Source organism: Mesobacillus jeotgali, from assembly GCF_014856545.2.
GTDB lineage: Bacteria > Bacillota > Bacilli > Bacillales > Cytobacillaceae > Mesobacillus.
Map to the genome: position 1 here is coordinate 946924 of NZ_CP109811.1, position 25113 is coordinate 972036.

The following is a 25113-nucleotide window of genomic DNA, read 5'->3' on the forward strand; positions in this document are numbered from 1 at the left end:
TTGTTCGTCATCCTATTGTTGAACTCCAGTGCTGGCCGGGCTGGCCAACTCGCTTTCGCTTTTCGTAGCTTCAAGACCTTTCACTTTGTCACCGTGCTTGATGGGCAATTGAACGATCACTTCTGTCCCTTTATCAGGCTCGCTCCTGAACTTGATGGTGCCATTATGGGATTGGACAATCTTGAAGCTGACCGTCATTCCAAGTCCGGTGCCTTTTTCCTTTGAAGAATAAAAAGGTTCGCCGATTCTTTCGAGCAGCTCTTTTGATATGCCTACTCCCTGGTCCTTGACCACTACTGTTATATTGTTATCCGCACTCTGCAGAGTGATGTTTACGACATCTCCCGCTGCTGATGCTTCAATTGCATTCTTCACAATGTTGATGAACAGCTGCTTAAGCTGATTTGGTTCACACTCAATCATGACAGGGTGGCTTAAAACCTGGAACTCGATCTGGATATTATGCAAGCTCGCTTCTGTTTTTAAAAGGGAGATGACATCATGCAAAATACCCTGCAAATCTGCTTCCGTGTATTTAATTTGCTGAGGCTTGGCCAATAATAGCAATTCGCTGACGATATGATTGATCCTGTTCAGCTCATCGATCATGATCTGGTAGTACAGCTGATGCTTTTCATCCTCCATCTGGAGCAGCTGGACAAGTCCCTTTAATGAAGTAAGCGGATTGCGAATTTCATGGGCAACGCTCGCAGAAAGCTCGCCGACTACCGACAGCTTGTCCGTCCTCCGCAAACGCTCTTCTGTTTGGCGCAGCTCGGTAACATCCCTTGAATTGCAGATGATCCCAGCGATTTTGTCATTCACAATGATTGGAAGGGAAGTGCTCTGGAAAAAGATTGTCTTACCGCTCTTATGCAGCAATTCCAATTCAAACATTTGTGGACACTGATTTTCCACCACGCTGGCAACCTTATCCAAAACAATTTGCCTGTGGGAATCAGGGATCAAGTCTGCCAGTTTTTTTCCGATATACTCTTCCCTGCTAAAACCAGTGATTCTTTCAAACTGTGGATTAAGATTTATGATCGTCCCGTTCAAGTCGAGCATCGAAACAATATCAGGACTGTACTCAAACAATGAACGATATTGCTGCCTGCTCTCCTCAAGAAGAGTTTCAACGTGTTTTCGTTCGGTAATATCCCTGCCCATTATGACAAGACCTTGCCGGCTTCCATCATCATTGAACAGCGGCACCTTAATAGTATCAAATGTCTTGGTTGTCCCATCCGGCTGTGGAAGTACTTCCTCGACACGGATAATTCCGCCTGCTTTCCATGCTTCTTCATCGGAAATCTCACAATATCTCAGCGCATCACCGAAATAATTGCTGTACTCCGCAAGCTCTGAATCTTTCTTGCCTCTATAATCAACATTTTCAATATCAAACAATTTCAAACCAAAGTCATTGACCTGAATCCATCGGCCTTCTCCGTCCTTAAAGTTGACGAAATCGACCATTGAATTGATTAGTGTGGATAGACGCTCCTCTTCTTCTTTTGTGGCACTCAATTCCTCCATCTTCGAGATGAAAAAATAGAAAAACCAGCCTGCCAGCAATACATAAAGGACTTCCTTTGTATGTTCGATGATGATAACAAATTCAGATGGAGCGTATAAATTCAGCAGATAGTTTGTTCCAAATATCCAGGCAATGCTCAGAATGAAAAAGATCAGGACATATTGCTTTTTTTTCATCTTTTGACTCCTAAAGTAAGCATCAGCTTACGCAATTTAAAATTTGTGTTACTTTTCTATAGTAGCACAACTTTTTTCGAATTAAATGAAGATTATTTTTAATTTATCTTCTCTTCCATTTGGAAAATTATGCAAAGGGCCAAATCAAATTCGGCCCAGAATAACTTTTTAAAAGTCTCCATCCGTTGTCTGGAAGGGAATATTCAAAGTATAAATGCTCTATAAAATATCTAGGTGAGGCGGAGAGTGATAGGCATCTACCTGAAGAAGGAAAATACTGGTGGGCCGGCGAAAAGGTAAATAGGGGGTGAAGTTATTATGGGAATGTCGAATTATTATCAGGATCTTCGGGACAAATTGGGAAGCGGCCTGATTTTTATGCCCAGCGTGGCAGGAATAGTCAGGAATGAAGCTGGAGAAATTTTATTCCAGAACAAAGGAAATGGGGAGAATTGGAGCCTGCCTGCAGGAGCAATCGAATTAGGTGAAGCCCCGGCTGAAGCCATTGTCCGCGAAGTATGGGAAGAAACAGGTCTTAATGTTTTACCGGAAAAATTACTGGGTGTATTTGGCGGAAAAGAGTTCCCTATGAATACCCAAACGGCCACAAGGTTGAGTATGTAGTGTTTGTTTTTGAATGCAGACCTGTCGGGGGTGAACATAATCCAATCGACAGCGAGACAGCGGAACTAAGATACTTCAGGCCTGATAACATGCCAGAATTGGCTCTCCCTTATCCTGAAAGCATTTTTATCAAATCGGATGGCGAAAAGGCTGAGTTCCAGTGGGATGATGCATGGGTGAGCCGGTAATTTTAAAAAAGGAGAGCGCAAAATCACGCGCTCTCAACCTTTCCTGAGTTGTTCCAATAGAACCTGTGCCTCATAACCTGCGGCGAAGTCGATAATCGTCGCTTCTTCACCTTTGATCGCTTTTACAAGTTGATCAACCAATGAATCTTCGAGGGAGTGATCTGCTTCCAATGGCAGGATATCCTCGCCAAGCTTCCCGCCTTCAAGTTGCCCCCAGTTTAAGAGTGATAATGTTCCATCTTCACCATAGGCTGTGAACGCAATTTCCTCCTTGCCGGCAATCTGGCTCATGCCATCAATCAGTACTGGAGTACCATCCTCCAGCTTCAAGGTTGCTAGAATTGCATTTTCACTGGCGTGCGGGTCTTCAGGGAATTGTATCTGGACATCCTTTACCTCCACTGAACCAAAAATCTTTTGCAGCTGCTGGATGAAATGGACGCCAACTTCCAGGACATAACCACCTTGTTCCTTGCTCGCAACCCATGCATTCTGCTGCCATGGGCGCGGCCATTGCGGGAAGTGCATCTTCAATTGAACTCTTCTAAGTTTGCCAACATAGTTTTCCTGTATTAATTTTGCGAAAGTCTTGCTGCCTGCGCTATAGTTCAGCGGGAAATTCATCGCATGTACGACACCTGCATCCTGCGCTAGTTTTAATAGACTTTCAGCTTCCTCAACCGAGTTAGCCAGCGGTTTTTCACATAAAATATGTATCCCTTTCGCAAGAACATCAGATGCCACGGCATGGTGGAATTTTGGGGGAACAGCGACATAAACAAGATCTAACTCCGTATTCTCAAGCATGGTTTGATGGTCGGCGTAAGCTGGAATGCCACCAAGCTCGGCTGCCGTTTCCTTCGCTCTATCTTCCATGGCGTCACAGACAGCTGCGATTTCCATCTCCGGGTGTTTTTGAAATCCGTTTATCAAACGCTGGCCAATCGCGCCAAGGCCAATTACTCCGACTTTTAACATAAGAGACCTCCAGTAATTCTTTTACCCACTATTATACAGAAAATCTTAACGATAAAATAGTTTAGCAAGCCGAAATATTATTAATGAAAATGATTCTTTTTAACTATGGAAAATAAAGTTTTTAGATATTTTAGAATATTGTAACATCAAATTCTGCTAAGTAAAATTATAGTGTAATAGACTAAATGACAGGAAGGGGTAAAACATTGAAAAAGAAATTAGGTCTTAAAGTCCTATCCAGCCTGACGATGACCGCAATGCTTGCAAGCACGCTATCATTTGTGTCTGCGGGACCTGCCAAGGTTGATGCGGTAGAAAAGACAAGCTTTGCATCACAGGGAGGAGCACCAATTGATTTAGGCATCGCAAACGATGAAAGATTAATAGAAATGCTGAAGAAAGAAGGAAAGATTGCCAAGGATGCAAAGCCAGCGGAAGCAGAGAAGGCATTGCAGAAATATTTGCAGAATAGAGCGGCCGGCGCATCAAAAGACCATGGCGAACTTCACGGTCATGAAAAGGAGTTAGACAGCAATCTAAAAGAAAAGCTTAACACAACTGGCCTCGTAAATGGTAAGGGAAATAAGGTCGGACAAACAAAGGGGACAAGCGTTGACCCGGTAAAGGAAGAAGATTGGAGCGGAGGCCAGCGAAAGGATGAAGTTCTTGTCCTTTTGATTGAATATCCAGATTTCCCTGCGACAAATATCCAGCCTGGCGAAACGGATATGTTTTATGATGAATACTTAAAAGAACACTATACAGATATGATTTTCGGAGACGACGGTTATAAGGGTCCTAATGGGGAGAATTTAATTTCTGTCAAGCAATATTATGAACAGCAGTCTGGCGGAAGTTATTCTATTGGGGGCCAGGTAGCTGGATGGTATCAAGCAAAATATCCTGCTGCATACTATGGCGGCAATAATGCTTCTGATAATGATACAGCACCTCGCAGCTTAGTATATGAAGCCTTGCTGGCAGCTGCTCAGGATCCGGATGTCAACCTCCTGAATTACGATAAAGAAGATCGGTATGACCTTGATGGAGATGGTAATTACCGTGAGCCAGATGGCTTAGTTGACCATTTGATGGTCGTCCACTCTTCAGTGGGTGAGGAAGCAGGCGGCGGATCTCTTGGCGGAGATGCAATCTGGTCCCATCGCTGGAATCTTGGTGGAGTAGCTCCTATTACTGGATCACCAACACCTGAAGTGGATTACTGGGGCGTAGGTACAATGTATGCTTACGACTACACAATCGAACCAGCTGATGGCGCTGCGGGTGTATTCGCTCACGAATACGGTCATGACCTGGGACTTCCAGATGAATATGACACCATCTACAGCAGCTCTGCAGGTGAGCCGGTTGCCTACTGGTCGATTATGTCAGCTGGAAGCTGGGCAGGAAAGGTTCCAGGAACAGAACCTACAGGCTTCAGTCCATATGCAAGGGAATTCCTACATGCTTCAATGCCTGGCAGCAACTGGCTGACTGGAACAACACTCCATGCTGATGAACTGACGAAAAATGGTACTGAAGTATTGCTGGACCAGGCAAACTCAAAAGGCACAAACAACGATGCAGTAAAAGTTGACCTGCCGAATAAGGAAAGGGTCATCAACGAGCCGGCTGCAGGTGCATGGGAATATTATGGCGGCAATGGCGATGAAATTGATCACAAGATGGTCAAAGAAGTGGACTTAACGAACGCTTCCAAAGCTGTGCTAGAGTATGATGCATGGTATCAAATTGAGGATAACTGGGATTATGCGATGGTTCAGGTTTCCGCAGATAATGGAGCTACATGGAAATCTTTGTCAACCCCAAATACTGACTCTGACATTGTTTCAGATGGATATCCAGCAATCAAAGAAAACATGCCTGGATACACTGGTTCAAGCAATGGCTGGATTCACGAATCATTGGATTTAAGTGAATATGCTGGACAAAAAATCCTGGTGCAATTCCGTTATATGACGGATTGGGGCACAAATATGGATGGCTTCTTTGTGGATAATGTAAAAGTGACTGCTGATAGTGCCGTGCTTTTCAACGATGGTGCTGAGGGTGAAACAACATTTGCATTGAATGGCTTTGAAAAGCATGAAGGAAAAACATCCACTAAACATTACTACCTGCTAGAGTGGAGATCACACAATGGTGTGGATGAAGGATTGAAAAATATCCGCCGCGGTGCCAGCCTGATGACTTATGATTCAGGACTTGTTGTCTGGTACGTCGATGAGGCATTCGATAATAACTGGACCGGAGTTCACCCAGGAGACGGATTCCTGGGAGTTGTAGACGCTGATCAGACAATCAACAGATGGAGCGATGGGGCACTTGCTTCTTCTCGTTACCAAGTCCATGATGCAGCGTTCAACCAAGGAAAGTCTGAAAATATGTATCTTGATTATAAGTCAATATTAGGCTCTGTCCTGACAGATAATGCAACACAAAGGACACCGATTTTCGACGACAGTTCTAAGTACACTTCACCGGTACTTCCGCAAGCTGGACGTAACATCACATCATACGGCCTGAAATTCCGTGTACTAGGTTCAAGTGCAGACGGAACAGTGGGTAAGGTATTGATCCATAAGTAAGAATAAAGAAGCGCTGCCGGTTTTCCGGCAGCGTTTTTACTTGTATTCTAATCAACATCCGGCTGGAACCCGATCAATTTCGCTTTTTTATCAGCTGTTGGGTCTGCATCCGGGAAGGTGATGACAGAAGCGATATAATCCCAGCGCAGGAACATGTGAGTGATGCAAGTTTCCTCCACCTGATCTTCGGCCGGAATGGCGGTTCCATCTTCCTTCTGTACGGGAGTTCGCTTATAGCAAGGGTTTTCAACCCAAAGCCCCATATTCTCAGCATGTACAATTTTTACAAGATACCATTCATCTGGCTGGTAGATTCCCGTAATATCGCCAATCATGCTTTCGGGGAAATTTTTCAGTTTAATTTGTACCTTTTGGTTAACATATGCGTCTAAAAACATGAGCAATCTCCTTTCCTAAAAGACTCATCCTATACCTACTTCCTTTTCCAGCAAAAAATAAACATGAAAAAAAGGCCAATTAAGGCCTAAAAAAATAACACCATCAATTCTTCATCATGATAGGTTCCTTCAATGAGCATTGCATTTTTATCTAATCCGTAGGTTTTGAACCCAAGAGAGGAATACAGCTTTTTAGCAGGTTCATTGCTGGCATTCACAGTTAGATAGATTTGTTCAATGCTAGTTATTTCAGTTGCCTGTTGAATCGCTTTTTTCATTAAAAGCCTTCCGGTGCCCTGACCGCGCTGTGAAGAAGTCACGTACATGGCAAAAATATTAGCACGGTGCTTTAATTTTGCTTTTCCTTCTGGAACAAGCGTGACAACACCGACCAACTGCTCTCCGTCAAACGCGCCAAATGTATAAGTTAATTTACTATCCAGTCTCTGCCCGTAATCCGATGCTGCAAAATTCCTCTCATCCTCATAACTCGATCCGAACGCCTCAGAATTCTTAAGTAAGGCTTCATGTCGCAGGGCACGATACATCTCAGCATCCCCGCCATTTAATCGTCGAATTTCCATAATGCTCACCTCTGAAAAATAGTTGCTATATAGAATTCTAGTTTAGCAGCAGGTTTTCCTTGTAAAAAGAGAATTAAGTTCACGCAGGTGGTATTAGACAAGGGGGGAGCAACGAGACTGTCACGTAATTAAGACAGGTTTGGAAGTACTTATGTAAAAGCTGTCACAAGGTGAACAAACTTCACAGGTTAGGCGTCAGAAGGCGAAAAGCTGTCACAAGAAGAGCCAACTTAAGACAGGTTTGGCATCAGAAGGGGAAAAGCTGTCACAAGAAGAGCAAACTTCAGACAGGTTTGGCATCAGAAGGCGAAAAACTGTCACAAGAAGAGCAAACTTAAGACAGGTTCAGCATTCAAAGGAGAAAACCTGTCACAAGATGAACAAACTTCAGACAGGTTAGGCGTCAGAAGGGGAAAAGACTGTCACAAGAAGAGCCAACTTCAGACAGGTTCAGCATCCAAAGGAGAAAAGCTGTCACAAGAAGAGCCAACTTAAGACAGGTTCAGCGTCAGAAGGCGAAAAGCTGTCACAAGAAGAGCAAACTTCAGACAGGTTTGGCGTCAGAAGGGGAAAAGCTGTCACAAGAAGAGCCAACTTCAGACAGGTTTGGCATCAAAAAGCGAAAAACTGTAAAAGGCAGGGAGGAGTCTAATAATCACCTGCAAAGACCAATACAGGAACTCTCGCGGTACTAGTACTTATCAGTCAAAAATAAAAACCTCCCCAGATCCAACTCGCACCTGGGGAGGCCTCTAATCCAATTATTAAAGCTTAAACGAACTCTTCAACGATACAATCCGATTGAAGACTTTCTTGTCATCTGTTGTGTGCTTTGGATCGACGTTGAAGTAGCCGTGGCGGAAGAACTGGAATTTGTCTTGTGGCTTGGCGTCCTTCATGTTTGGTTCGATGTAGCCGTTCACGATTTCCAGGGATTTTTCATTTACCTGATCCAGGAATGATTTGTTCTCAGCTTCGTTTTCGGTCTCTTCCTCATCGTCCAAAATCAATGGCTCATACAGGCGGAATTCAGCAGGCAGCGCGTGTGTCGCGTCTACCCAGTGAAGCGTTCCTTTTACCTTGCGGCCAGTAAAGCCAGATCCGCTCTTAGTTTCTACATCATATGTGCAGTGAAGCTCAACCACTTCACCATTTTCATCCTTAACTACATCATTGCACTTAATGAAATAAGCATGCTTCAGACGTACTTCGTTACCAGGGAAGAGGCGGAAGTACTTCGCTGGCGGATTTTCCATGAAGTCGTCCTGCTCAACATAGATCTCGCGTGAGAATGGGATTTTGCGTGTTCCCATTTCCGGATTTTCCGGATTGATGTCGGCATCAAGCCATTCCACTTCGCCTTCAGGATAATTCGTGATAACGACTTTCAATGGACGAAGCACACCCATCGTGCGCGGAGCCTTCAGCTTAAGGTCTTCACGTACAAAGTGCTCAAGCATTTGCGCGTCAACTGTGGAGTAACCTTTGGAAACTCCAGCCGCTTTTACAAATTCACGAATCGCTTCTGGCGTGAAGCCGCGTCTTCTCAAGCCGGAAATCGTCGGAAGGCGAGGGTCATCCCAGCCATCGACATAACCTTCTTCTACAAGCTGCTTCAGTTTGCGCTTGCTCATAACCGTATTCGTCAGGTTCAGGCGGCCAAATTCAATCTGCTGCGGTGTTGCTTCCATTTCACACTCACGGACAACCCAGTCGTACAGCGGACGCTGGTCTTCAAACTCTGTTGTACACAAGCTGTGTGTTACACCTTCAAGTGCATCCTCGATCGGATGGGCAAAAGCGTACATTGGGTAGATGCACCACTTGTCACCTGTGTTATGGTGTGTTGCATGGGAAATTCGATAAATGACCGGGTCACGAAGATTGATGTTTGGTGAAGACATGTCAATCTTCGCACGCAATACTTTTTCACCATTAGCGAATTCACCGTTTTTCATGCGCTCGAATAAATCAAGGTTCTCTTCCACTGAACGGTCACGATACGGGCTTTCCTTTCCAGGCTCTGACAGTGTCCCGCGGTATTCACGGATTTCGTCAGCTGACAAATCATCGACATACGCCAATCCCTTTTTGATCAACAGGACGGCTCGGTCGTACATTTCATCGAAGTAGTCAGAGGCAAAGAACAGGCCTTCCCACTCATAGCCCAGCCATTCAACATCTTCCTTGATGGCATCGACGAATTCCTGGTCTTCCTTCAGCGGATTCGTGTCATCGAATCGGAGGTTTGTCTTGCCGCCGAATTCATCCGCAAGGCCGAAGTTGATGACGATGGATTTTGCGTGACCGATATGTAGGTATCCATTTGGTTCTGGGGGGAAGCGAGTCACGACTTTATCGCGCTTGCCGCTCTCCAAATCTTCCTTAATGATCGTTTTTATAAAATTAGAGTTTTCTTCCAATTCAAATCAGCCTTTCCTTTGATCAGTCTCATTATCTTTATTTTAATGATTACTATAATATATTTCCACTGAACTATATAGTAATAAGAAAAAAGCGGAAAAACAAGTAGTGAAATATCAAAAAGGTGCCTTAAATCAAGGCACCTGCAGATTATTTGGCTAAAAGATTCCGGATGACTTCGCAAGTCAGATTCGGGACTATTTTAACAGAGTAGTCTATTTCCATTCGTTCGAACCGTTTATGAGCATCAAGCCCGTACGGACCGATATTGATGACGGGCACGTTCAATTCACGGATTTCCTGGTAATCCACGAAAAATTTCGTTCCCCAGCTTGGATTGTTACGGGACGCGACATCCAATGCTTCGTCATCATCGCTTAAAGCGACAAAACTCATATCAGATATATAAGGAAAGAAACTGCGGATCACGATTGGTTCTTCGTATTCAGGTTGAACACTTTTAACAGCAGCATCCAAAGCTTCAATCAAATTTCGCTCATCCTCGGTTTCGCCAGCCAATTCAATCCTTGGCGAGTAGAGCGAGGAGTAGAAGACGATGATGGCCGGACTCTGGTCAGGCATCCACTTCCAGGCTTCCTCGACGACTCTGGCTGCATACATTCTCAGATCCAGGCTGGCATCGAGAAGAAGGTTATCCTTAAACTCCACCATATGGGCCGTGTATTCAGAACCATGGGCCTTGATGAGTTCAGATTCCATTTCTTCATAAGTCATCACCCTTGGCTGCCATTGAAGATCCCTGCATGGCTCCCCGCTGATCTTGCAAAATTGCTGATAGCGTTCCTCGTACAGCTTTAATGCTTTTTCAAAAGCAATATAGGCTTGCTCTTTCAACTTCCATAGGACATCCTTTGGTGTCCAGGAGTGAATGAAGAAATTGTAATATACATAAGCAGCCAGCGCCGTTTGTACAGTATAGTTTGGCTTAAGGTCCATCTGCTTCAGGGAAACCGGCGGCATCGTCGTCTCGCCGAATGCCTCATTGCACAGGTCAGGGTTATAGTCGATCTGTCTGGTCAGTTCAGCTGCAATCAGGTTTGGATCCAGGCCTTCGAAAGCGGAACCGACATGTGTTTCAGACCCCGTAATGTAAAAAGAAGGGAGCAGCTTTCCGACTGTGCCTTTATAGATGTAACGGTTCTTGTCTCCCGAAAATCTCGGTGAGACAAAGTCGCTGTTGACTGCAGCGACATATTCAAAACCATGCTCATCTTTCCAGCTCTTAAGGTCTTTGACTGCGGAGAGGATTCCGTACGAGCTGTCCTCTTCATCACATTCTGCCAAAAAAACAAGGTTGCCATCGAGCTCCTCTGGGTGTTCGGAAAAGTACTTAAGAAGATAAAGATTGGAAGCGACGCCGCTCTTCATATCCAGAACACCGCGGCCGAACATCCACTCACCTGAATGCGCATGCTCGTCGACAAGTGGGGGCAGCTTCTCTTTTTTTAGCTCAACAATCAGCTGGTCCGGGTCAAACGCCACATCTGCCAGCTGTGTAAAATCGTCAATCCCTACTGTATCAAGGTGGCCCATTAAAATGACGGTACGATTGCTAGTCCCTTTTGTACCTTTTACAAAAGCCATGACATTATAGCGTTCGAGGACATCATTCTGGGTTTGCGGCCGGATGATCTGTGCCGGATTTTCAATAAAATAAGGAAACGATGAAATCATCGTATAAAGTGCCTGGGCAATCTCGTTCTCTCCATTGGTGTTGACAATGCTCCCGATGTTCACAAGCTGCTTCGTATAAAATAAAACCTCATCCCTGCAATCAAGCATCCAAAGCATCCCCTTTCAGAAAATTCAGCTTTTAATATCAAGCTAACGCATATCAGTGTGAAATACAATAGTAAAAAGTGGCTGAGGGAAATCCTCTATCGCAAAAGGGTCAAGGTAGATAGAATCATAAGCGTAATCTATTTTTTGTACAGATTGTTAACTATTTCACAATATGTACAATGCATGATGAACACTTTGTGGATATTGCGTTATCGTGTATTTTTTTAAAAAGAAATAATAGAAAATGAAGGTGTAGAATAAAAGGAGGGAATATCATGCCAAAAGAAATTTTCAAAGCCACTGCTGCATTGCAGGAAGGGGTAAAGGTTGATGTCCAGGCCAGGGGGTTTCATATCACGATTGACGAGCCTGTCAATTTAGGAGGAACCAACCTGGGGATGAATCCGGTGGAAATGCTTCTTGGTGCTTTAGGAGCCTGCCAATCTATCGTGGCACGAGTGTACAGCCAAAAATTCGGCGTGGAATTAGAGGATTTCCGGGTTGAACTGGAAGGGGACCTTGATACCGATGGATTTATGAACAAGTCAGCCGTGCGCCGGGGCTATTCAGATATTCGCTATACCTACTATATAAAGTCACCATCTCCAGAAGAAAACATCAGGGCACTGGCAGATTTCATTGCGAAAACTTGCCCAGTGGATGATACAATCTCAAACCCTGTGAATGTCACCAGAACTGAAATTGTCATCGAAAATCCAGTTACATTATAATAATTGTTTTTAGAGCGGCTGCCGTAAATTGGTGCCGTTTTTTTGCCTCATAAAAAACTCGTCGATGGAGAAATTAAAGATAATCATTTTTTAGGAGCACTTATGGATTTCACTTTTGTATGGCAAACGGCTTTTTTGATTTTATCAGGAATTCTATTATTGAGAATCGCCGGCAGGAAATCTATTTCCCAGATGACGCTGGCACAAACAGTTGTCATGATCTCACTTGGGACCATCATTGTCCAGCCAATTGTGGAGAAAAGCATGTGGAAAGCGATTGCCGGGGCAGCAATCTTTGTCGCTGCGATTGTGATTCTAGAGTATTTGCAGCTTAAATTTAACTTCTTTGAAAAGTTCATTACAGGGAAATCGAAGGTCATCATTCAGAATGGTCAACTAAACATTAAGACTTTGAAGAAGCTGAGGCTGACGGTTGACCAGTTGGAGATGAGGTTGAGAAATAAAGGCATTACAAAACTCGAAGATGTTAAATATGCAACTATTGAACCCAATGGGCAGCTTGGATATGAACTGCAGGACGATGCAAAACCGCTTACTGTTGGAGAGTTTAAAAAAATACTGAATGACTATCTTCCAGCAATGGTCATGAAAATGGAAGATAACCCGGAGCCGGCAAATCCTGATATATTTAATGAACTTAAAAAGTCGAATCCGCAGCACAATCCTAAATACCTTCAATGAACAAAATTTCCCTTTTATATATCCATTGGGCTGTGCTATTATTTAGAGATGCGAAATACATATGAAAATCTTCTTCCGCAGAAGATTTTTTTTCTTTTTCAAGAAAAAGGGGAGATATACATTGTCACAACCAAAAGAACCATTATGGACCTCTTCGTTCATTAAATTGATGGTCGGGAATCTATTCATTTTCATGTCATTCCAGATGCTGATTCCGACGCTGCCGCCTTATATAAAATCAATCGGTGCGAGCGGAACGGAAATCGGGCTGGTCACGGCACTATTTTCAATCGGTGCTGTACTTAGCAGGCCGTTCATCGGCTTCATGCTTGAATACAAAGCGCGCGGGCCCCTCGTCCTGATTGGTGCGGTTCTGCTCCTATTGATTACTTTCTTATATCCGCTTTCACAAGTAGTCGTGATTTTCCTGGCAATCCGCCTGATCCACGGCCTTGCCTGGGGGTGGTCAACGACGGTTAATGGTACGGCTGCTGTTGATTTAGTCCCGAACTCGCGCCTTGGCGAGGGGATGGGATATTTCGGCCTTTCCATCACTATTGGGATGATTATTGCGCCAAGTCTTGGAATATTCCTGTTCCAGGTTACGTCTTTCGATAACCTTATTTACATTTCGGGGTCTCTTGGTGTCATTGCATTGGTGCTCCTGGGGACGATTAAGTACAACACGCCAAATCAGGTGTTAACAACCAAAAAGGAAGACCTTAAGTTCACTTATTTAGGGTCACTAGTCGAAAAATCCGGCTGGTTCCCGGCAATGCTCACATTGCTCATCAACCTTGGCTATGGAACGATTGTAACGTTCATCGTCATTTTCGGGGACGAACGCGGAATTGATCAAATTTTTCTATTCTACCTTTGCAATGCAATCCTTGCGTCATTGTCACGTCCGGTTGCCGGAAAATGGTTTGACCAGAAAGGGCCAGTCGGGCTTGTCATTTTAACCATCTCTATTACGTTCATAGGGATGTGGGTGCTGAGCTACGCCCATTCCAACATCATGATTGCGATTGCCGGCGTATTGTTCGGAATCGGATTCGGTTCATTGATTCCGACCCTGCAGTCATGGACATTATCGATGACACCTCCAAACCGCCGTGGGGTCGCGAATGGAATGTTCTTCTCATCCATTGACCTTGGGCTTGGCTTGAGCGGTCTGGTCTTCGGCGTCCTGGCGCAATATGTTGAGCTGGGAGCATTGTTCCGGATCTCGAGTGGATTCATTGTAGTAGCATTGGTTCTGACCATCGTAAAGGGCAGACGCAAAAAAATGATCAGCCAGCCGGAGGAAGCTATTTCCTGAAGCAAGGGCCAGCCGTTTCATTGGCTGGCTTTTTCTATGGTTGCTAATATGCACTCTTATGATTTAAACTGATAAAGAAATTTACACAGTTCGGATTGGTATGTGAGGATCATTATGGATAATCAGGATCAAACATTTGAAGTGATGCGGGCCTGTTTGCTTGCCGGTAAAATCATGCTTCAAAGCGGCGCGGAAACGTATAGGGTAGAAGACACGATGTCGCGGATGGCTTCTGCGTTCGGCATTGACCAGACGCATAGCTATGTGACACCCACTGGCATTATTTTTTCAGTAGAAGGAGTTGGCCCGGAACGTACAAAACTAGTGCGGATTTCAGAGCGGACGACAGATTTAAGGAAAGTCGCCATGGTCAACAGCGTTTCTCGGAAAATCAGCAGCGGTGAGGTTGGGTTGAAGGAAGCCTGCAAGCTCCTGGGAGAGATTGAGGAGGCTAACCTGACGTACTCATTTATGATTCAAATCCTGGCAGCGGCGATTGCGAGCGGCTGTTTTACCATCATGTTCATGGGAAGCTGGCTAGACTTCCTGCCTTCAATGGCTGCGGGGGGAATTGGATTCTTCCTGGTCATTTATTTTCACAGGATTGTCCCGGTTAAATTTTTCGCAGAATTCCTGTCATCCTTTGTGATTGGGATGATTTCGTTTTTCTTTGTAAAATTCGGGCTGGGACAGGAACTGGATAAAATCATCATCGGCTCAGTGATGCCGCTTGTTCCCGGCCTGCTGATCACCAATGCGGTCAGGGACTTGATGGCCGGCCATTTGGTCTCGGGTCTGTCCAAGGGAGCGGAAGCGCTGTTGACGGCGTTCGCAATCGGCTCAGGCATAGCGGCAATTTTATCTTTCTTGTAGTCAGGAGAAGTGACGATGATTTATATAGAACACCTTATTACAAGTTTTATTGCTTCGGCTGCGTTCGGAATCATCTTTAACGCGCCCAGGGAATCCCTCGTCAAATGCGGCATTTCTGGGATGGCTGGCTGGATCGTCTATTTTGCCCTTGATACCAATGGGTTCGGCACGATTTTTGCAACATTGATGGCATCGTTCTTAATTGCCGTGGTCAGCCAGGTGTTCGCCAAGGCGTATCGGACGCCCATCATCATTTTTAGTGTCGCCGGGATCATTCCTCTGGTTCCGGGGGGACTCGCGTATGATGCGATGAGGAACTTTGTGGAGAACGATTACAGTGTGGCCCTCTCGCTGGCTGCCAAAGCATCGATGATTTCCGGAGCAATAGCCGTAGGATTAGTCTTTTCTGAAGTGATCAACCAGGTGATCCGGAGGTCAAGCCTTGGGCCGGTAAAATAGAGGGGAATACTCGCGGGTACAAGCAGTTCATAATGTAACAGACCGAAGATCCATTTCAGCAGTAAATAACAAACAGAAGCTCAGAGTAACTCTGAGCTTTTTAGTAATGTTGAACCATTAAGATCCTTTGAATGAAAATGATATTTATTCATTTTCATCAATTTTATGCCACTTATAATCTTCAATCTTAAATACAATTGTATTTTTGGGATATCCGTAATAATAAAGTTTTTTTCCTTCTTTATTAAATGCTGTTGGGTTAAGGAAGTCTAATTGTTCATTAAAAGGGAACAAGAATGATATTCGCTCTCCTTTGCTTATTGCTTTTCTTTCTACATTTGGCTCCACGCCAGCCTCTATATAAGCAACATCTTCGTCATATGAAATTACGCTCAATAAAGTGACTGCATCATTTTCAGTGGAGGCGCTAATACCTCCAACTGTCTGTACCTTATCAGAACTATATGAAATATTGGTTGATACACTGCCGCGGAAGAACACCCCTGACTTTTCAGATAGTACCGTTTGGTAGACCTGTTCTTCATTGTTCCTAAATAAAGAGATAACAGATGAATCCGTCTCATATTGTTCCATCAACTCTGCATTTTTTGAAAGGAACGAAAGACTTTTTGCAGCACTTAACGCTGTAAACCTGTAGCCGCCTATAAAAACTATAAAAATGATAATAAATAGTAATGGTGTTATAAAAATCAATTTTTTCATATATAGACTCCCCCTGAAAAATCCATCTTCTCCTCATTCCTAAAGCATTCGCATCTTAGAATATCTTAACATCTTTTTCCTATTGTGTTTATTTTGTTTTTAATTCCATTTTGCTGTAAAGGGTTTTTTCTAGAATATGGAGAATTAATCTAGGTAGATTAGGATTTATATAAAAAGGGATGGGGTTTATGGAAATTTTATTGATCAGACATGGAGAGTCAGAGGGGGATATCCTCCAGGTCCACGAAGGCCGGGCGGATTTGCTGCTGACGGATCATGGCCGCAGGCAGGCAAGGGAAATGGCGAAAGTGGTAAAGGAGAAATACATGCCGGAGGTTATCTGGGCAAGTACATTGAAAAGAGCGCGTGAGACAGCAGAAATCCTCAGACAGGAAACTGGAATTTCCGTAATTGAGGATGATGGATTAAGAGAGTTCAATAACGGTGTTCTTGCAGGCTTGCCATATGCTGAGGCCAAGTTGCGCTATCCAGAGCCGGAGGGAGGCAGGAAGCCTCACGAGCCCATTGAGGAAGGCGAATCGGAACTTGAATTCCGCTTCAGGGCGCAAACAATATTCTCAAAGATTCTTGCTGAAAGTGCAGGACGTAAAAGAATTGCGATTGTTTCACACGGCGGGATGATCTCCAACCTGCTGAGGGCATTTTTGAACCTGCCCGTTTTATCGGATACTTATTTTCCTACTGGAGATACCGGAATCCATTTGCTCAAACTGAATGGCAGCCAGAAAGCCGTAATGTTCATGAATAACTGCGGACATCTGGAAAAAGTAGATTCAGAGCACCCCGTCATACAGGGGTCATAGATTTATTTTTCATAAAACAGCCCGGTTCCTTAGTGAGGATCCGGGCTGTTTGCTTTTATATTTTCACGATTGTCCTGCCGCGGTTTTCGCCTTTTAAAATACTGGCGAGAGTACCTGGCAATTCCTCTAATGTTATTTCAGTTTGAATGGTTTCCAGTAATCCATCCGGCTTCAAATCAGTTGCCATCCGCTGCCAGAGAAGCTTTCTTGTTTCCATCGGGCAATATACTGAGTCGATGCCGAGAAGGTTGATGCCTCTTAGAATGAATGGAAAGACTGTCGCAGGGACATCTGTTCCGCCGGTCAGGCCGCTGACGGCAACCGAACCGTTATACTCAAGCTTGCTAAGAATCGCAGTTAACGACTTGCCGCCAACCGGGTCAACGGCTGCCGCCCAAAGCTGCTTATCCAATGGTTTTATTTTTTCACCGGCAAGCTCTTCGCGGCTGATGATCTCGGCTGCGCCAATTTCACGAAGGTAGTTATGTTCTGATTCTTTTCCTGTGCTAGCTACAACCTGATATCCCCGCTTGGCGAGCATCGCCACTGCCACGCTGCCGACTCCGCCAGTTGCTCCGGTCACGAGGACTTTGCCTTTTTCCGGAGAAAGTCCATTCTCTTCAAGTCGATGGACAGACAATGCTGCCGTGAATCCAGCGGTTCCGTAGACCATCGCTTCTTTCAATGTTATACCTTCTGGCAATGGGACAATCCAATCTCCCGGAATCCTTGCAAATTCACTGAACCCTCCATAGTGGGAAACCCCTATTTCGTAGCTGGTGGCGATTACTTCGTCGCCTTCCTTGAACCGGCTGTCGTCAGACCGGACAACTGTCCCGGCAAGGTCAATGCCAGGGATAAAGGGGTAGGACCTGACAATCTTGCCATTTGGAATGCTTGCAAGCCCGTCTTTAAAGTTAACGCTCGAGTAGTCCACCTTGATTACTACTTCACCAGCAGGCAAATCTTCCAATCCGATCGTTTTTACTTCTGCTGAAAAATCATCATCTGTCTTGTTCACGATAAAAGCTTTGAAATTGTCCATATCTCCCCAACCTTTCTCGATTGATAGTCTTAGTATAGGGCATAAGCATGCCGGACTTCTAATAACACAACTTACTCAAGTTTTTCCAGTTTACCATCGATTGTTAAAAACTGAAAATGACTTTTGTTGCTGCTCAATGCCTGTCGACCAGGGCTAAAAAGTTAAGTCCATCACGAATTTATTACGATTTTGTGTCCACTTCTTATGGTGTGACGGACTTCACATATCTTTTATTCTGTCTCCCTTAAGATTTAGATAAGTAAGGTACACAGTGGAGGTTAGGGCTTCTAAACATTGTTAAATCAATTTTTCACTATTCACAAAGTGTTTACAATTTAACCCTTTTTAGACTGTATTTCCATGATAAGATGATTTTTGAAATCGGAAACGATTCACGGGGAGGTAGCAAAGTTGTACAAATTCGAGAAATCTTTTTACTCCAAAACAAGCATGTATTCCTTTGTCGTTGTGATGATATTGTTCTTCTCAATGTGGTATTCAACTTCGAAGTTTGTTCATATCGATATGGCGCTTCTGGGATATGTAATTTCATCGGTGGTCTTTGCGATTGGCCTGACTATCAGGATGAGCTTCTGGATGTGGCGCAAAGCGACGAACAGGGTGGCAAAGCGGAGTGTTGATAACCTTTTTAATAAAGAAAGAGTGAAACGAAATTCAAAAGCTTTAGTCAAAACATTGATTGATAATATCATTTTGCAAAAATTCATTTTCCAGCGGGGTATTTACCGCGGAATTCAGCACTTCATGATTTCATGGGGCTGCATCATCTCATTCGCGATTACATTCGGGCTTACATTTGGATGGATGCGTTTTGACCTGATTGACCCGGGAACATACCAGATCATCGTGTTCGATATGCCGACCATCACTATGGCAGCTGACGGGGTTTTCGCCGAGATCGTCTATAACGGCTTGAATATCGGCGCAATCATGGTGTTGATCGGAGCGGGGATGGCCCTTTACCGACGCATCACTGACTACGATGTAAAAGTAACCCAGCGATTCGAGTTCGATATTCTGCCATTGATTATTCTTTTGGCAGTGACAGTTACAGGCTTGATTCTGACAATCATGTTCACATTCCTTGATGGCTGGATGTATCATTATATGTCACTCATCCACCAGGTAACCGTCATCATCATGCTGATGTACTTCCCATTCGGAAAACTGTTCCACGTGCCGATCAGGCCGCTGGCTACAGCTGTACCAATGAGTTATCAAGAGGTGGTTAAAGTGGATACGAAATCATGTAAGAGCTGTGGACAGCCATACAGCAATGATGACCAGATTGCGGACGTCCAGGCAATTTTAAAAAGCCAGAACTTTGACCTGCAGCTTGCAGATGGCACTTACCTATCAGACTACTGCACAGGCTGCCGCCGCAGGATGAGAGCATTGAAGCAAATGAATCTTGAAGCACCAAAAGGCAACCCATACGGACCAGTAAGCACCAATAATGGAATTCACATATCAGGCTTCAGCAAGAAGCGTTCGGAAGAGTTTTACGGACTTGACAAGGATTCAAAGGAGGAAAAAATCGATGAGCCAGTTTCTCGTTAAAGAAGGCGTAAAGAACCAGATCCGCAAAGGTGAAAAGCTAGTCACAACCCATTGCTGTTACTGCGGAATGCAGTGCGGTATGCATATTCGCGTCGATGAAAAGAACAACAAGGTGGTCGGTGTCGAACCGCGTTATGACTGGGTTTTAACAAGAGGAAAGATGTGCCCTAAAGGTGTTACTGCTTACCAGACAGTCGACCACCCGGACCGCATCAAGACTCCTTTGATCAAAAAGAATGGCAAGTTCGTAGAAGCAACATGGGACGAAGCACTGGATTTGATTGAAAGCAAATATAAAGGAATCCAGGAAAACTACGGCAAGGATGCAATCGGCGTATACGGCGGCGTTTCGATGACAAATGAAAAATGTTACCTTGTCGGCAAGTACGCCCGCGTAGGACTTGGAACTCGCTATATCGACTATAACGGCCGCTACTGCATGAGCTCAGCTGCCGGCGGATTCAACAAGACACTTGGAATGGACCGCGGATCGACACTTCCTTGGACAGAGCTAGAGCATACGGACACTTTCTTCATGGCTGGCTCCAATACAGCGGAATGCCATCCGACTAGTATCCAATGGTTCTGGAAGGCAAAGGACAAAGGGGCGAAATTCATCGTAGCCGACCCGCGTGAAACAGCAACAGCTCGCGTGGCTGACGTACACCTAGACTTGCTTCCAGGAACAGACGCTGCTTTAGCGAACGGCATCATGCATCTTTTAATCAAATATGATTACGTTGACAATGAATATGTACAGGAACGCTGCAATAACTTTGAAGAATTAAAAGAAATGACGGCGAAATTCACGCCAGAATATACATCTAAGCTCACAGGAGTCGCAGCTGAGAAAATCATCAAGGCAGCACACATTTTCGGAAAATCACCACGCTCAGTCGTCATGTTCGCACGCGGTGCGGAACAACAGACTTCTGGGGTTGACAATGTGAGTCTATATACATCAATGGCTTTGTTGAGAGGCCAGATCGGTAAATTCGCATCAGGCGTTGCTACTTTTACAGGTCAGGGCAATGGTCAGGGCGGACGCGAACACGGTCAGAAGGCAGATGCTCTTCCAGGCTACCGTAAAATCGCAAACCCTAAAGATGTTGAGCATGTCGCTGGAGTTTGGGGCATCAAGCCAGAAGAGATGCCGAAGGAAGGCGTCTCCGCATATGAAATGTTCCACCTGATGCAGAACAAGACGATCCGCGCATTGCATGTCATCTGCTCGAATCCGGTTGTTTCATCACCAAATATCAACTATGTCCAGGATTCACTAGAGAAGCTAGACTTCCTTGTCGTAAATGACTTCTTCATGTCAGAAACAGCTGAGCTTGCGGATGTAGTTCTTCCAGCAACAACTTGGGCTGAAGACGAGGGCACAACTACAAACATCGAAGGCCGTGTCATCCGCATCCGTAAAGTGGTTGATCCAATCGGAGAATCGAAGCCTGACTGGGAAATCATGAGCATGATCGCTGAACGTCTAGGTAAAGGTAAGTACTTCGATTACAACGAACCAAGAGAGATTTTTGACGAGCTTCGCCACGCTTCAAAAGGCGGCAAGGCTGATTACTACGGAGTAACTTACGAAAAAATCGATGAGCAGGATGGTGTTTTCTGGCCAGCACCGGCAGAAGACCACAAAGGAACTCCATCAGTATTCCAGGAGCGTTTTGCTACGGAAGATGGAAAAGCAAACCTTGCAGTCTGCGATTTCAGAGGACCTACAGAGGTTCAAACAAACGAGTATCCTTTATGGCTGACCACAGGCCGCGTTGTCTTCCATTACCTATCAGGTAACCAGACACGACGCGTTGACTTCCTGATGGAGCAATGCCCTGAGCCATTCGTAGAAATGCACCCAGAACTGGCAAGCAAGTACCAGATTGAAAACGGTGAAAGAGTGAAGCTTTCCACACCGCGTGGCGAGATGATCACACCGGTTAAAATAACAAAAGCAATCCGCAAAGACACAATGTTCGTCCCTTACCACTGGGGCAAGAAGCTGGCAGTCAACCAATTGACCAGCCCGGCACTGGATCCATTCTCAAGGATGCCTGAATTTAAAGTCTGTGCTGTAAAGCTTGAAAAACTGACTAAATAGGAGGAACGGGCACTATGAATAAAATAATGTATCTAGAATTTGAGCGCTGTATAGGCTGCCGTGCCTGCCAGGCAGCCTGCCGTGAGTGTGGGGACCATGATGCCAAGGAACGGAACTATGTAGAATATGTTGACTTCACAGAATCTCGCCAGACATTCCCGATGCTGTGCATGCAATGTAAAGACCCTGCATGTGCACGTGTCTGCCCGGCAAACGCGATCCAGATCACGGATGAAGGCGTCGTGCTTTCAGCAATGGAGGAAAAATGTATCGGATGCCGCAACTGTACATTCGGCTGCCCATTCGGTATCCCTAAGTTCGATTTCGAAACGAACAAAATGTACAAATGCGATATGTGCTATGACAGAACTCGTCATGATATTGCGCCAATGTGTGCATCTGTCTGTCCGAGTGATGCAATCCGCTTCATCGACTTCGATGAAATGCAGCAGCTGCGCAGAAGACGTACCCAAATGAACCTGGTTGAAGGCAAAAAGCCTCAAGAGGGCAATAAATGGGATTACGTACCTGAATTCTTCGGTGTTTATACAGATTCTCAATCATAATTGAATGGAGCCGGCCGGAAAAGAGCGCTAAGTTCATTAGGGCCGGCTCTATTTTTGGATTGATTTTCACGATATTGGCGAAAATCTGATTTTATTGGCGGTTTTCACAATTTTATTGGCGAAAATCCAACTTTATTGGCGATGTTCACATATTTATTGGCGAAAATAAAAATATATTGGCGAACTGGAAATTTTCGGCGATTTTTTCCAGCAAAGGTTTCAACCAATTTTAGATAAGGTAGGGAGTAATAACCCAACCAAAAAAAGAGGTGCTTTCAAATGTTAAAAGGGAATGTGCTGGCAGTGACAAGCGGCAAGGGCGGAGTAGGCAAGTCTTCATTATCAGTGAATCTTGCACTTGCGCTGCAGAAGCTTGGAAAGTCCGTTGCAATCATCGACCTTGATATATACGGATTCAGCGTACCGAAAATACTTAATATAGATGCAAAACCTAAAACGTTCAACGGAAAAATCATTCCGGTTGAGGCGCACGGCATTAAAGTAATGTCGATGGGCTTCCTTGTGAAGGATAATGAACCGATCGTCTGGCGCGGCCCGATGCTTGGAAAAATGATTCAGCATTTTACAGAGGATGTTCTGTGGGGAGAAATGGATTATTTCATTCTCGATATGCCTCCTGGAACGGGGGATGTCGCCCTTGATATGCACCTGATGATTCCGCAGAGCAAGGAAATCGTCGTGACGACACCGCATAAGGCTGCTTCATTTGTAGCAGAACGTGCCGGATCAATGGCGATCAAGAGCAAGCATGAGGTCATCGGCGTGGTTGAAAATATGTCCTACTTCAAGCCTGAAGACAGTGACCAGAAGTACTATATCTTCGGAAAAGGCGGCGGCAAGGAACTGGCTTCACAGCTTGGAACGGATTTGCTCGGCCAGCTGCCGATCCAGGAAGCGGATGAGAATAGTGAAACGCCTGCTATCGCAGCAGAGAATACCGGGCTATTCAAGGAATATTTAAACCTGGCAGAAAAAATCGATGCAAAGTTTCAGCTCTAGGAACAGGAGGATTTGGCTATGAGTGATGATAAGAACAAAACCCATCATGAAGATGATAAAGATATGATCAAGCTAATCGATAACCTGAACAGGAAAGACGATGTCCATTTGAATAGAAGGGCATTCCTGAAGGCATCCTTTGGCGCAACTGTTGCCATCGGACTGGCAACGACTCCATTCGGGATCTTCACCTTCCTGCGCGATGAAAATGGTGAAGTGAAGCGAGTGGAAATCACCGATATCGATGATCTGGCAGTCGGGGAATCAAGAAACTTTAACTATCCAACGAAGAACGAGCCAGCAATTTTGGTCAGGACACCGGAGGACAAATTCGTTGCCTACAACAATAAATGCACACATCTTCAATGCCCGGTGTTCTACGAGCATAAAGAAAATGTCCTGCTGTGCCCTTGCCACAAAGGTTATTTCAATGTAGACAGCGGCCAGCCTATGGCAGGACCGCCGCAGCGAGAGCTTCCTAAGATCCTGCTTGAAATCAAGGACGGAAAGGTTTTCGCAGTAGGGAGGGAAGTAAGGCATGGATAAAAAAAGAACTGCATTTTTCTCGATTTTCCTGTTCCTTGCCATAAATGTATTTTCGCTTTCCAATGCAATCGAGGGGTATTATGGGCAAGAAGATGAGCGTGTATATGGCGCGGTTGCTGTTGCGCTGATTTCCACTATCCTGGCAACAACAGCCTTCTTCATCTGGAGGAAGGCAGAGTATAAAAAGTAAGCTGGTGGCGATGATAAAAAGAGAGCTCTTTTGAGATTGGAACAAGTTCCACAGAATTTGGAATTGGCTGCAAAACCATTACGAAAAGAGTCTTTAAGGGAGGATTGAGATGGTTTCCCATTCTTTTTTTCATCACGACAGCAAAAAAGAATCAATTGAGGAAGTACTTGAAAATTCTGTCGAAATTGAAGAAGATTTGATGCGTACTTACTTGATTACGGCTGAACGAGTCCATGACGATCCTGAGCTGAAGGAACGCCTCGAAAACTTCGCGGAAGGAAATGCGAAACGGACAAAACAGCTGCTTGATGAGTTGAAAAAAGGCAAATAAAAGAAGCAGCGGAGTTTCCGCTGCTTTTCTGTTTACTGTTTTCATGGTATTAGCTAAACTGATTTGTCGGCACAATCCTGATATTTTCCCCTTCAAATTTCCTTTCCCCGAACAGGGTGATCAAGGTACAGCTTTTGATCCGGAATGGGCTTTCGGCGATTTCATATTCAGCAAGCAGGCCGGATCCAAGTTCTTCGCCTTCTTGATTCAAAGCCTGCACATTCTGGCCTTCTAGTGTCCTTAGTTTGGCTTTCATCAGGAATACCTTCCACTCTTCCCAATTCTTGATCAAAAAGGCCTTCTCACCGTTCTCCAAATAACCTAGCTGGCAGCCTCTTTCGTCAATGGCGGCTTCGTTACCATAGCTGAGCTCCATGATCAAATCCCGTAAAAATTGAAATTCATCAAGGTCAAGATAAGGGTCGATCTGGAACTCAACTTCATTTCCTGTTTCCTTGATTGTAGCAAGTGTTTTGTTGTTCAGCATGACAGATTTGTTTTTAATATGTTCTGATTTCATATGTTCGAGGGGTGTTCCCATAAGTTTCAAAGTAAGCATAATAATCTCCTTTTTTTCGATCGTCTTGTTACCTTCATTATAATGATTTTGCCCTATCTGCGGTGTGACAAACTTCATTTCTTACCCATAAATCGCGGGTGTAGTTCGAAAGGTATAGGCAGCGACATGATTCGACGATAACTGGCAAATAATTGGATTATTTATTAAAAAGGTTACAAATTTTGCAATACTTGTAGCGAAACTGAAA

General features: G+C 44.6%; 23 protein-coding genes and 1 pseudogene. 15 read left to right on the plus strand and 9 right to left on the minus strand.

The genetic code is table 11. From position 1 onward, the window contains the following. Positions 1-12: 12 nt before the first annotated feature. Positions 13-1716 (minus strand): PAS domain-containing sensor histidine kinase, encoded by a 1704-nt coding sequence (locus FOF60_RS04730; RefSeq protein WP_192469534.1) that lies wholly within the window; start codon positions 1714-1716, stop codon positions 13-15. Between the two features lie 318 nt (positions 1717-2034). Between FOF60_RS04730 and FOF60_RS04735 the strand changes: the two are divergent. Then, a pseudogene (locus tag FOF60_RS04735) lies at positions 2035-2528 on the plus strand (NUDIX domain-containing protein). 33 nt (positions 2529-2561) lie between these two features. Here the strand turns inward: FOF60_RS04735 and FOF60_RS04740 are convergent. Continuing rightward, positions 2562-3506, minus strand: coding sequence for a Gfo/Idh/MocA family protein (locus FOF60_RS04740; RefSeq protein WP_192469533.1), 945 nt, complete (start codon positions 3504-3506; stop codon positions 2562-2564). A gap of 185 nt (positions 3507-3691) precedes the next feature. On the opposite strand from FOF60_RS04740, the gene FOF60_RS04745 reads away from it, so the two are divergent. Next, on the plus strand, positions 3692-6115 hold the full coding sequence (locus tag FOF60_RS04745; RefSeq protein ID WP_413632799.1) for an immune inhibitor A domain-containing protein: 2424 nt from the start codon (positions 3692-3694) through the stop codon (positions 6113-6115). A gap of 47 nt (positions 6116-6162) precedes the next feature. On the opposite strand, the gene FOF60_RS04750 is transcribed toward FOF60_RS04745, so the two are convergent. The 4 genes from FOF60_RS04750 to FOF60_RS04765 form a co-directional block, all read right to left on the minus strand. Continuing rightward, entirely contained in the window at positions 6163-6513 is a 351-nt protein-coding gene (locus tag FOF60_RS04750; RefSeq protein ID WP_192469532.1) for a hypothetical protein, read from the minus strand. Between the two features lie 86 nt (positions 6514-6599). After that, the gene (locus tag FOF60_RS04755) at positions 6600-7097 is read right to left on the minus strand and encodes a GNAT family N-acetyltransferase (RefSeq protein WP_192469531.1); all 498 of its coding nucleotides are present in this window, start codon (positions 7095-7097) and stop codon (positions 6600-6602) included. A 764-nt stretch (positions 7098-7861) separates the two neighbouring features. After that, positions 7862-9520 carry a glutamine--tRNA ligase/YqeY domain fusion protein gene (locus tag FOF60_RS04760; protein WP_192469530.1) on the minus strand — a complete coding sequence of 553 codons (1659 nt, stop codon included), beginning with the start codon at positions 9518-9520 and terminating at the stop codon, positions 7862-7864. A gap of 151 nt (positions 9521-9671) precedes the next feature. Then, positions 9672-11324, minus strand: a complete 1653-nt coding sequence (locus tag FOF60_RS04765) for a M20/M25/M40 family metallo-hydrolase (protein WP_192469529.1) — start codon at positions 11322-11324, stop codon at positions 9672-9674. A gap of 275 nt (positions 11325-11599) precedes the next feature. Between FOF60_RS04765 and FOF60_RS04770 the strand changes: the two genes are divergently transcribed. From FOF60_RS04770 to FOF60_RS04790, 5 genes are all read left to right on the plus strand, one after another. Further along, complete coding sequence (locus tag FOF60_RS04770) at positions 11600-12055, plus strand: OsmC family protein (RefSeq protein WP_192469528.1); 456 nt, start codon at positions 11600-11602, stop codon at positions 12053-12055. Between the two features lie 102 nt (positions 12056-12157). Then, positions 12158-12757: a DUF421 domain-containing protein gene (locus FOF60_RS04775; protein ID WP_192469527.1), complete on the plus strand. Its 600-nt coding sequence runs from the start codon at positions 12158-12160 to the stop codon at positions 12755-12757. A gap of 169 nt (positions 12758-12926) precedes the next feature. After that, positions 12927-14078, plus strand: a complete 1152-nt coding sequence (locus FOF60_RS04780) for an MFS transporter (protein ID WP_225649791.1) — start codon at positions 12927-12929, stop codon at positions 14076-14078. A gap of 114 nt (positions 14079-14192) precedes the next feature. After that, entirely contained in the window at positions 14193-14951 is a 759-nt protein-coding gene (locus FOF60_RS04785) for a threonine/serine exporter family protein (RefSeq protein WP_192469525.1), read from the plus strand. 15 nt (positions 14952-14966) lie between these two features. Beyond that, positions 14967-15410, plus strand: a complete 444-nt coding sequence (locus FOF60_RS04790; RefSeq protein ID WP_192469524.1) for a threonine/serine exporter family protein — start codon at positions 14967-14969, stop codon at positions 15408-15410. Positions 15411-15554: 144 nt separating this feature from the next. On the opposite strand, the gene FOF60_RS04795 is transcribed toward FOF60_RS04790, so the two are convergent. Further along, positions 15555-16133 (minus strand): hypothetical protein, encoded by a 579-nt coding sequence (locus FOF60_RS04795; RefSeq protein WP_192469523.1) that lies wholly within the window; start codon positions 16131-16133, stop codon positions 15555-15557. Positions 16134-16321: 188 nt separating this feature from the next. On the opposite strand from FOF60_RS04795, the gene FOF60_RS04800 reads away from it, so the two are divergent. Further along, positions 16322-16957 (plus strand): histidine phosphatase family protein, encoded by a 636-nt coding sequence (locus tag FOF60_RS04800; RefSeq protein WP_192469522.1) that lies wholly within the window; start codon positions 16322-16324, stop codon positions 16955-16957. A gap of 55 nt (positions 16958-17012) precedes the next feature. On the opposite strand, the gene FOF60_RS04805 is transcribed toward FOF60_RS04800, so the two are convergent. Beyond that, positions 17013-18002, minus strand: a complete 990-nt coding sequence (locus FOF60_RS04805) for an NADPH:quinone oxidoreductase family protein (protein ID WP_192469521.1) — start codon at positions 18000-18002, stop codon at positions 17013-17015. A 411-nt stretch (positions 18003-18413) separates the two neighbouring features. Here FOF60_RS04805 and FOF60_RS04810 point away from each other — a divergent pair, with 411 nt between their 5' ends. From FOF60_RS04810 to FOF60_RS04840, 7 genes are all read left to right on the plus strand, one after another. Continuing rightward, positions 18414-19583 (plus strand): MFS transporter, encoded by a 1170-nt coding sequence (locus tag FOF60_RS04810; protein ID WP_225649750.1) that lies wholly within the window; start codon positions 18414-18416, stop codon positions 19581-19583. Beyond that, entirely contained in the window at positions 19564-21693 is a 2130-nt protein-coding gene (gene fdhF, locus FOF60_RS04815) for a formate dehydrogenase subunit alpha (protein WP_192469520.1), read from the plus strand. Before FOF60_RS04810 ends, fdhF begins: the two co-directional genes overlap by 20 nt. A gap of 14 nt (positions 21694-21707) precedes the next feature. Further along, complete coding sequence (locus FOF60_RS04820) at positions 21708-22259, plus strand: 4Fe-4S dicluster domain-containing protein (protein WP_192469519.1); 552 nt, start codon at positions 21708-21710, stop codon at positions 22257-22259. Between the two features lie 279 nt (positions 22260-22538). Continuing rightward, on the plus strand, positions 22539-23279 hold the full coding sequence (locus FOF60_RS04825) for an Mrp/NBP35 family ATP-binding protein (protein ID WP_192469518.1): 741 nt from the start codon (positions 22539-22541) through the stop codon (positions 23277-23279). An 18-nt stretch (positions 23280-23297) separates the two neighbouring features. Continuing rightward, positions 23298-23825, plus strand: a complete 528-nt coding sequence (locus tag FOF60_RS04830) for a QcrA and Rieske domain-containing protein (RefSeq protein ID WP_192469517.1) — start codon at positions 23298-23300, stop codon at positions 23823-23825. Continuing rightward, positions 23818-24015, plus strand: a complete 198-nt coding sequence (locus FOF60_RS04835; RefSeq protein WP_192469516.1) for a hypothetical protein — start codon at positions 23818-23820, stop codon at positions 24013-24015. Before FOF60_RS04830 ends, FOF60_RS04835 begins: the two co-directional genes overlap by 8 nt. Positions 24016-24124: 109 nt before the next feature. Beyond that, the gene (locus tag FOF60_RS04840; RefSeq protein ID WP_192469515.1) at positions 24125-24346 is read left to right on the plus strand and encodes a hypothetical protein; all 222 of its coding nucleotides are present in this window, start codon (positions 24125-24127) and stop codon (positions 24344-24346) included. 49 nt (positions 24347-24395) lie between these two features. Here FOF60_RS04840 and FOF60_RS04845 read toward each other — a convergent pair whose 3' ends face one another. Then, positions 24396-24905: a hypothetical protein gene (locus tag FOF60_RS04845; protein ID WP_192469514.1), complete on the minus strand. Its 510-nt coding sequence runs from the start codon at positions 24903-24905 to the stop codon at positions 24396-24398. Between the last annotated feature and the right edge of the window lie 208 nt (positions 24906-25113).

What these genes read in the sequence shown, in the direction of transcription:
- FOF60_RS04730 (WP_192469534.1), bottom strand. Translation starts at nt 1,716, where the DNA reads ATGAAAAAAAAGCAATATGTCCTGATCTTTTTCATTCTGAGCATTGCC.
- FOF60_RS04740 (WP_192469533.1), bottom strand. Translation starts at nt 3,506, where the DNA reads ATGTTAAAAGTCGGAGTAATTGGCCTTGGCGCGATTGGCCAGCGTTTG.
- FOF60_RS04745 (WP_413632799.1), top strand. Translation starts at nt 3,692, where the DNA reads ATGACAGGAAGGGGTAAAACATTGAAAAAGAAATTAGGTCTTAAAGTC.
- FOF60_RS04750 (WP_192469532.1), bottom strand. Translation starts at nt 6,513, where the DNA reads ATGTTTTTAGACGCATATGTTAACCAAAAGGTACAAATTAAACTGAAA.
- FOF60_RS04755 (WP_192469531.1), bottom strand. Translation starts at nt 7,097, where the DNA reads ATGGAAATTCGACGATTAAATGGCGGGGATGCTGAGATGTATCGTGCC.
- FOF60_RS04765 (WP_192469529.1), bottom strand. Translation starts at nt 11,324, where the DNA reads ATGCTTGATTGCAGGGATGAGGTTTTATTTTATACGAAGCAGCTTGTG.
- FOF60_RS04770 (WP_192469528.1), top strand. Translation starts at nt 11,600, where the DNA reads ATGCCAAAAGAAATTTTCAAAGCCACTGCTGCATTGCAGGAAGGGGTA.
- FOF60_RS04775 (WP_192469527.1), top strand. Translation starts at nt 12,158, where the DNA reads ATGGATTTCACTTTTGTATGGCAAACGGCTTTTTTGATTTTATCAGGA.
- FOF60_RS04780 (WP_225649791.1), top strand. Translation starts at nt 12,927, where the DNA reads ATGGTCGGGAATCTATTCATTTTCATGTCATTCCAGATGCTGATTCCG.
- FOF60_RS04785 (WP_192469525.1), top strand. Translation starts at nt 14,193, where the DNA reads ATGGATAATCAGGATCAAACATTTGAAGTGATGCGGGCCTGTTTGCTT.
- FOF60_RS04790 (WP_192469524.1), top strand. Translation starts at nt 14,967, where the DNA reads ATGATTTATATAGAACACCTTATTACAAGTTTTATTGCTTCGGCTGCG.
- FOF60_RS04795 (WP_192469523.1), bottom strand. Translation starts at nt 16,133, where the DNA reads ATGAAAAAATTGATTTTTATAACACCATTACTATTTATTATCATTTTT.
- FOF60_RS04800 (WP_192469522.1), top strand. Translation starts at nt 16,322, where the DNA reads ATGGAAATTTTATTGATCAGACATGGAGAGTCAGAGGGGGATATCCTC.
- FOF60_RS04805 (WP_192469521.1), bottom strand. Translation starts at nt 18,002, where the DNA reads ATGGACAATTTCAAAGCTTTTATCGTGAACAAGACAGATGATGATTTT.
- fdhF (WP_192469520.1), top strand. Translation starts at nt 19,564, where the DNA reads ATGAGCCAGTTTCTCGTTAAAGAAGGCGTAAAGAACCAGATCCGCAAA.
- FOF60_RS04820 (WP_192469519.1), top strand. Translation starts at nt 21,708, where the DNA reads ATGAATAAAATAATGTATCTAGAATTTGAGCGCTGTATAGGCTGCCGT.
- FOF60_RS04825 (WP_192469518.1), top strand. Translation starts at nt 22,539, where the DNA reads ATGTTAAAAGGGAATGTGCTGGCAGTGACAAGCGGCAAGGGCGGAGTA.
- FOF60_RS04830 (WP_192469517.1), top strand. Translation starts at nt 23,298, where the DNA reads ATGAGTGATGATAAGAACAAAACCCATCATGAAGATGATAAAGATATG.
- FOF60_RS04835 (WP_192469516.1), top strand. Translation starts at nt 23,818, where the DNA reads ATGGATAAAAAAAGAACTGCATTTTTCTCGATTTTCCTGTTCCTTGCC.
- FOF60_RS04840 (WP_192469515.1), top strand. Translation starts at nt 24,125, where the DNA reads ATGGTTTCCCATTCTTTTTTTCATCACGACAGCAAAAAAGAATCAATT.
- FOF60_RS04845 (WP_192469514.1), bottom strand. Translation starts at nt 24,905, where the DNA reads ATGCTTACTTTGAAACTTATGGGAACACCCCTCGAACATATGAAATCA.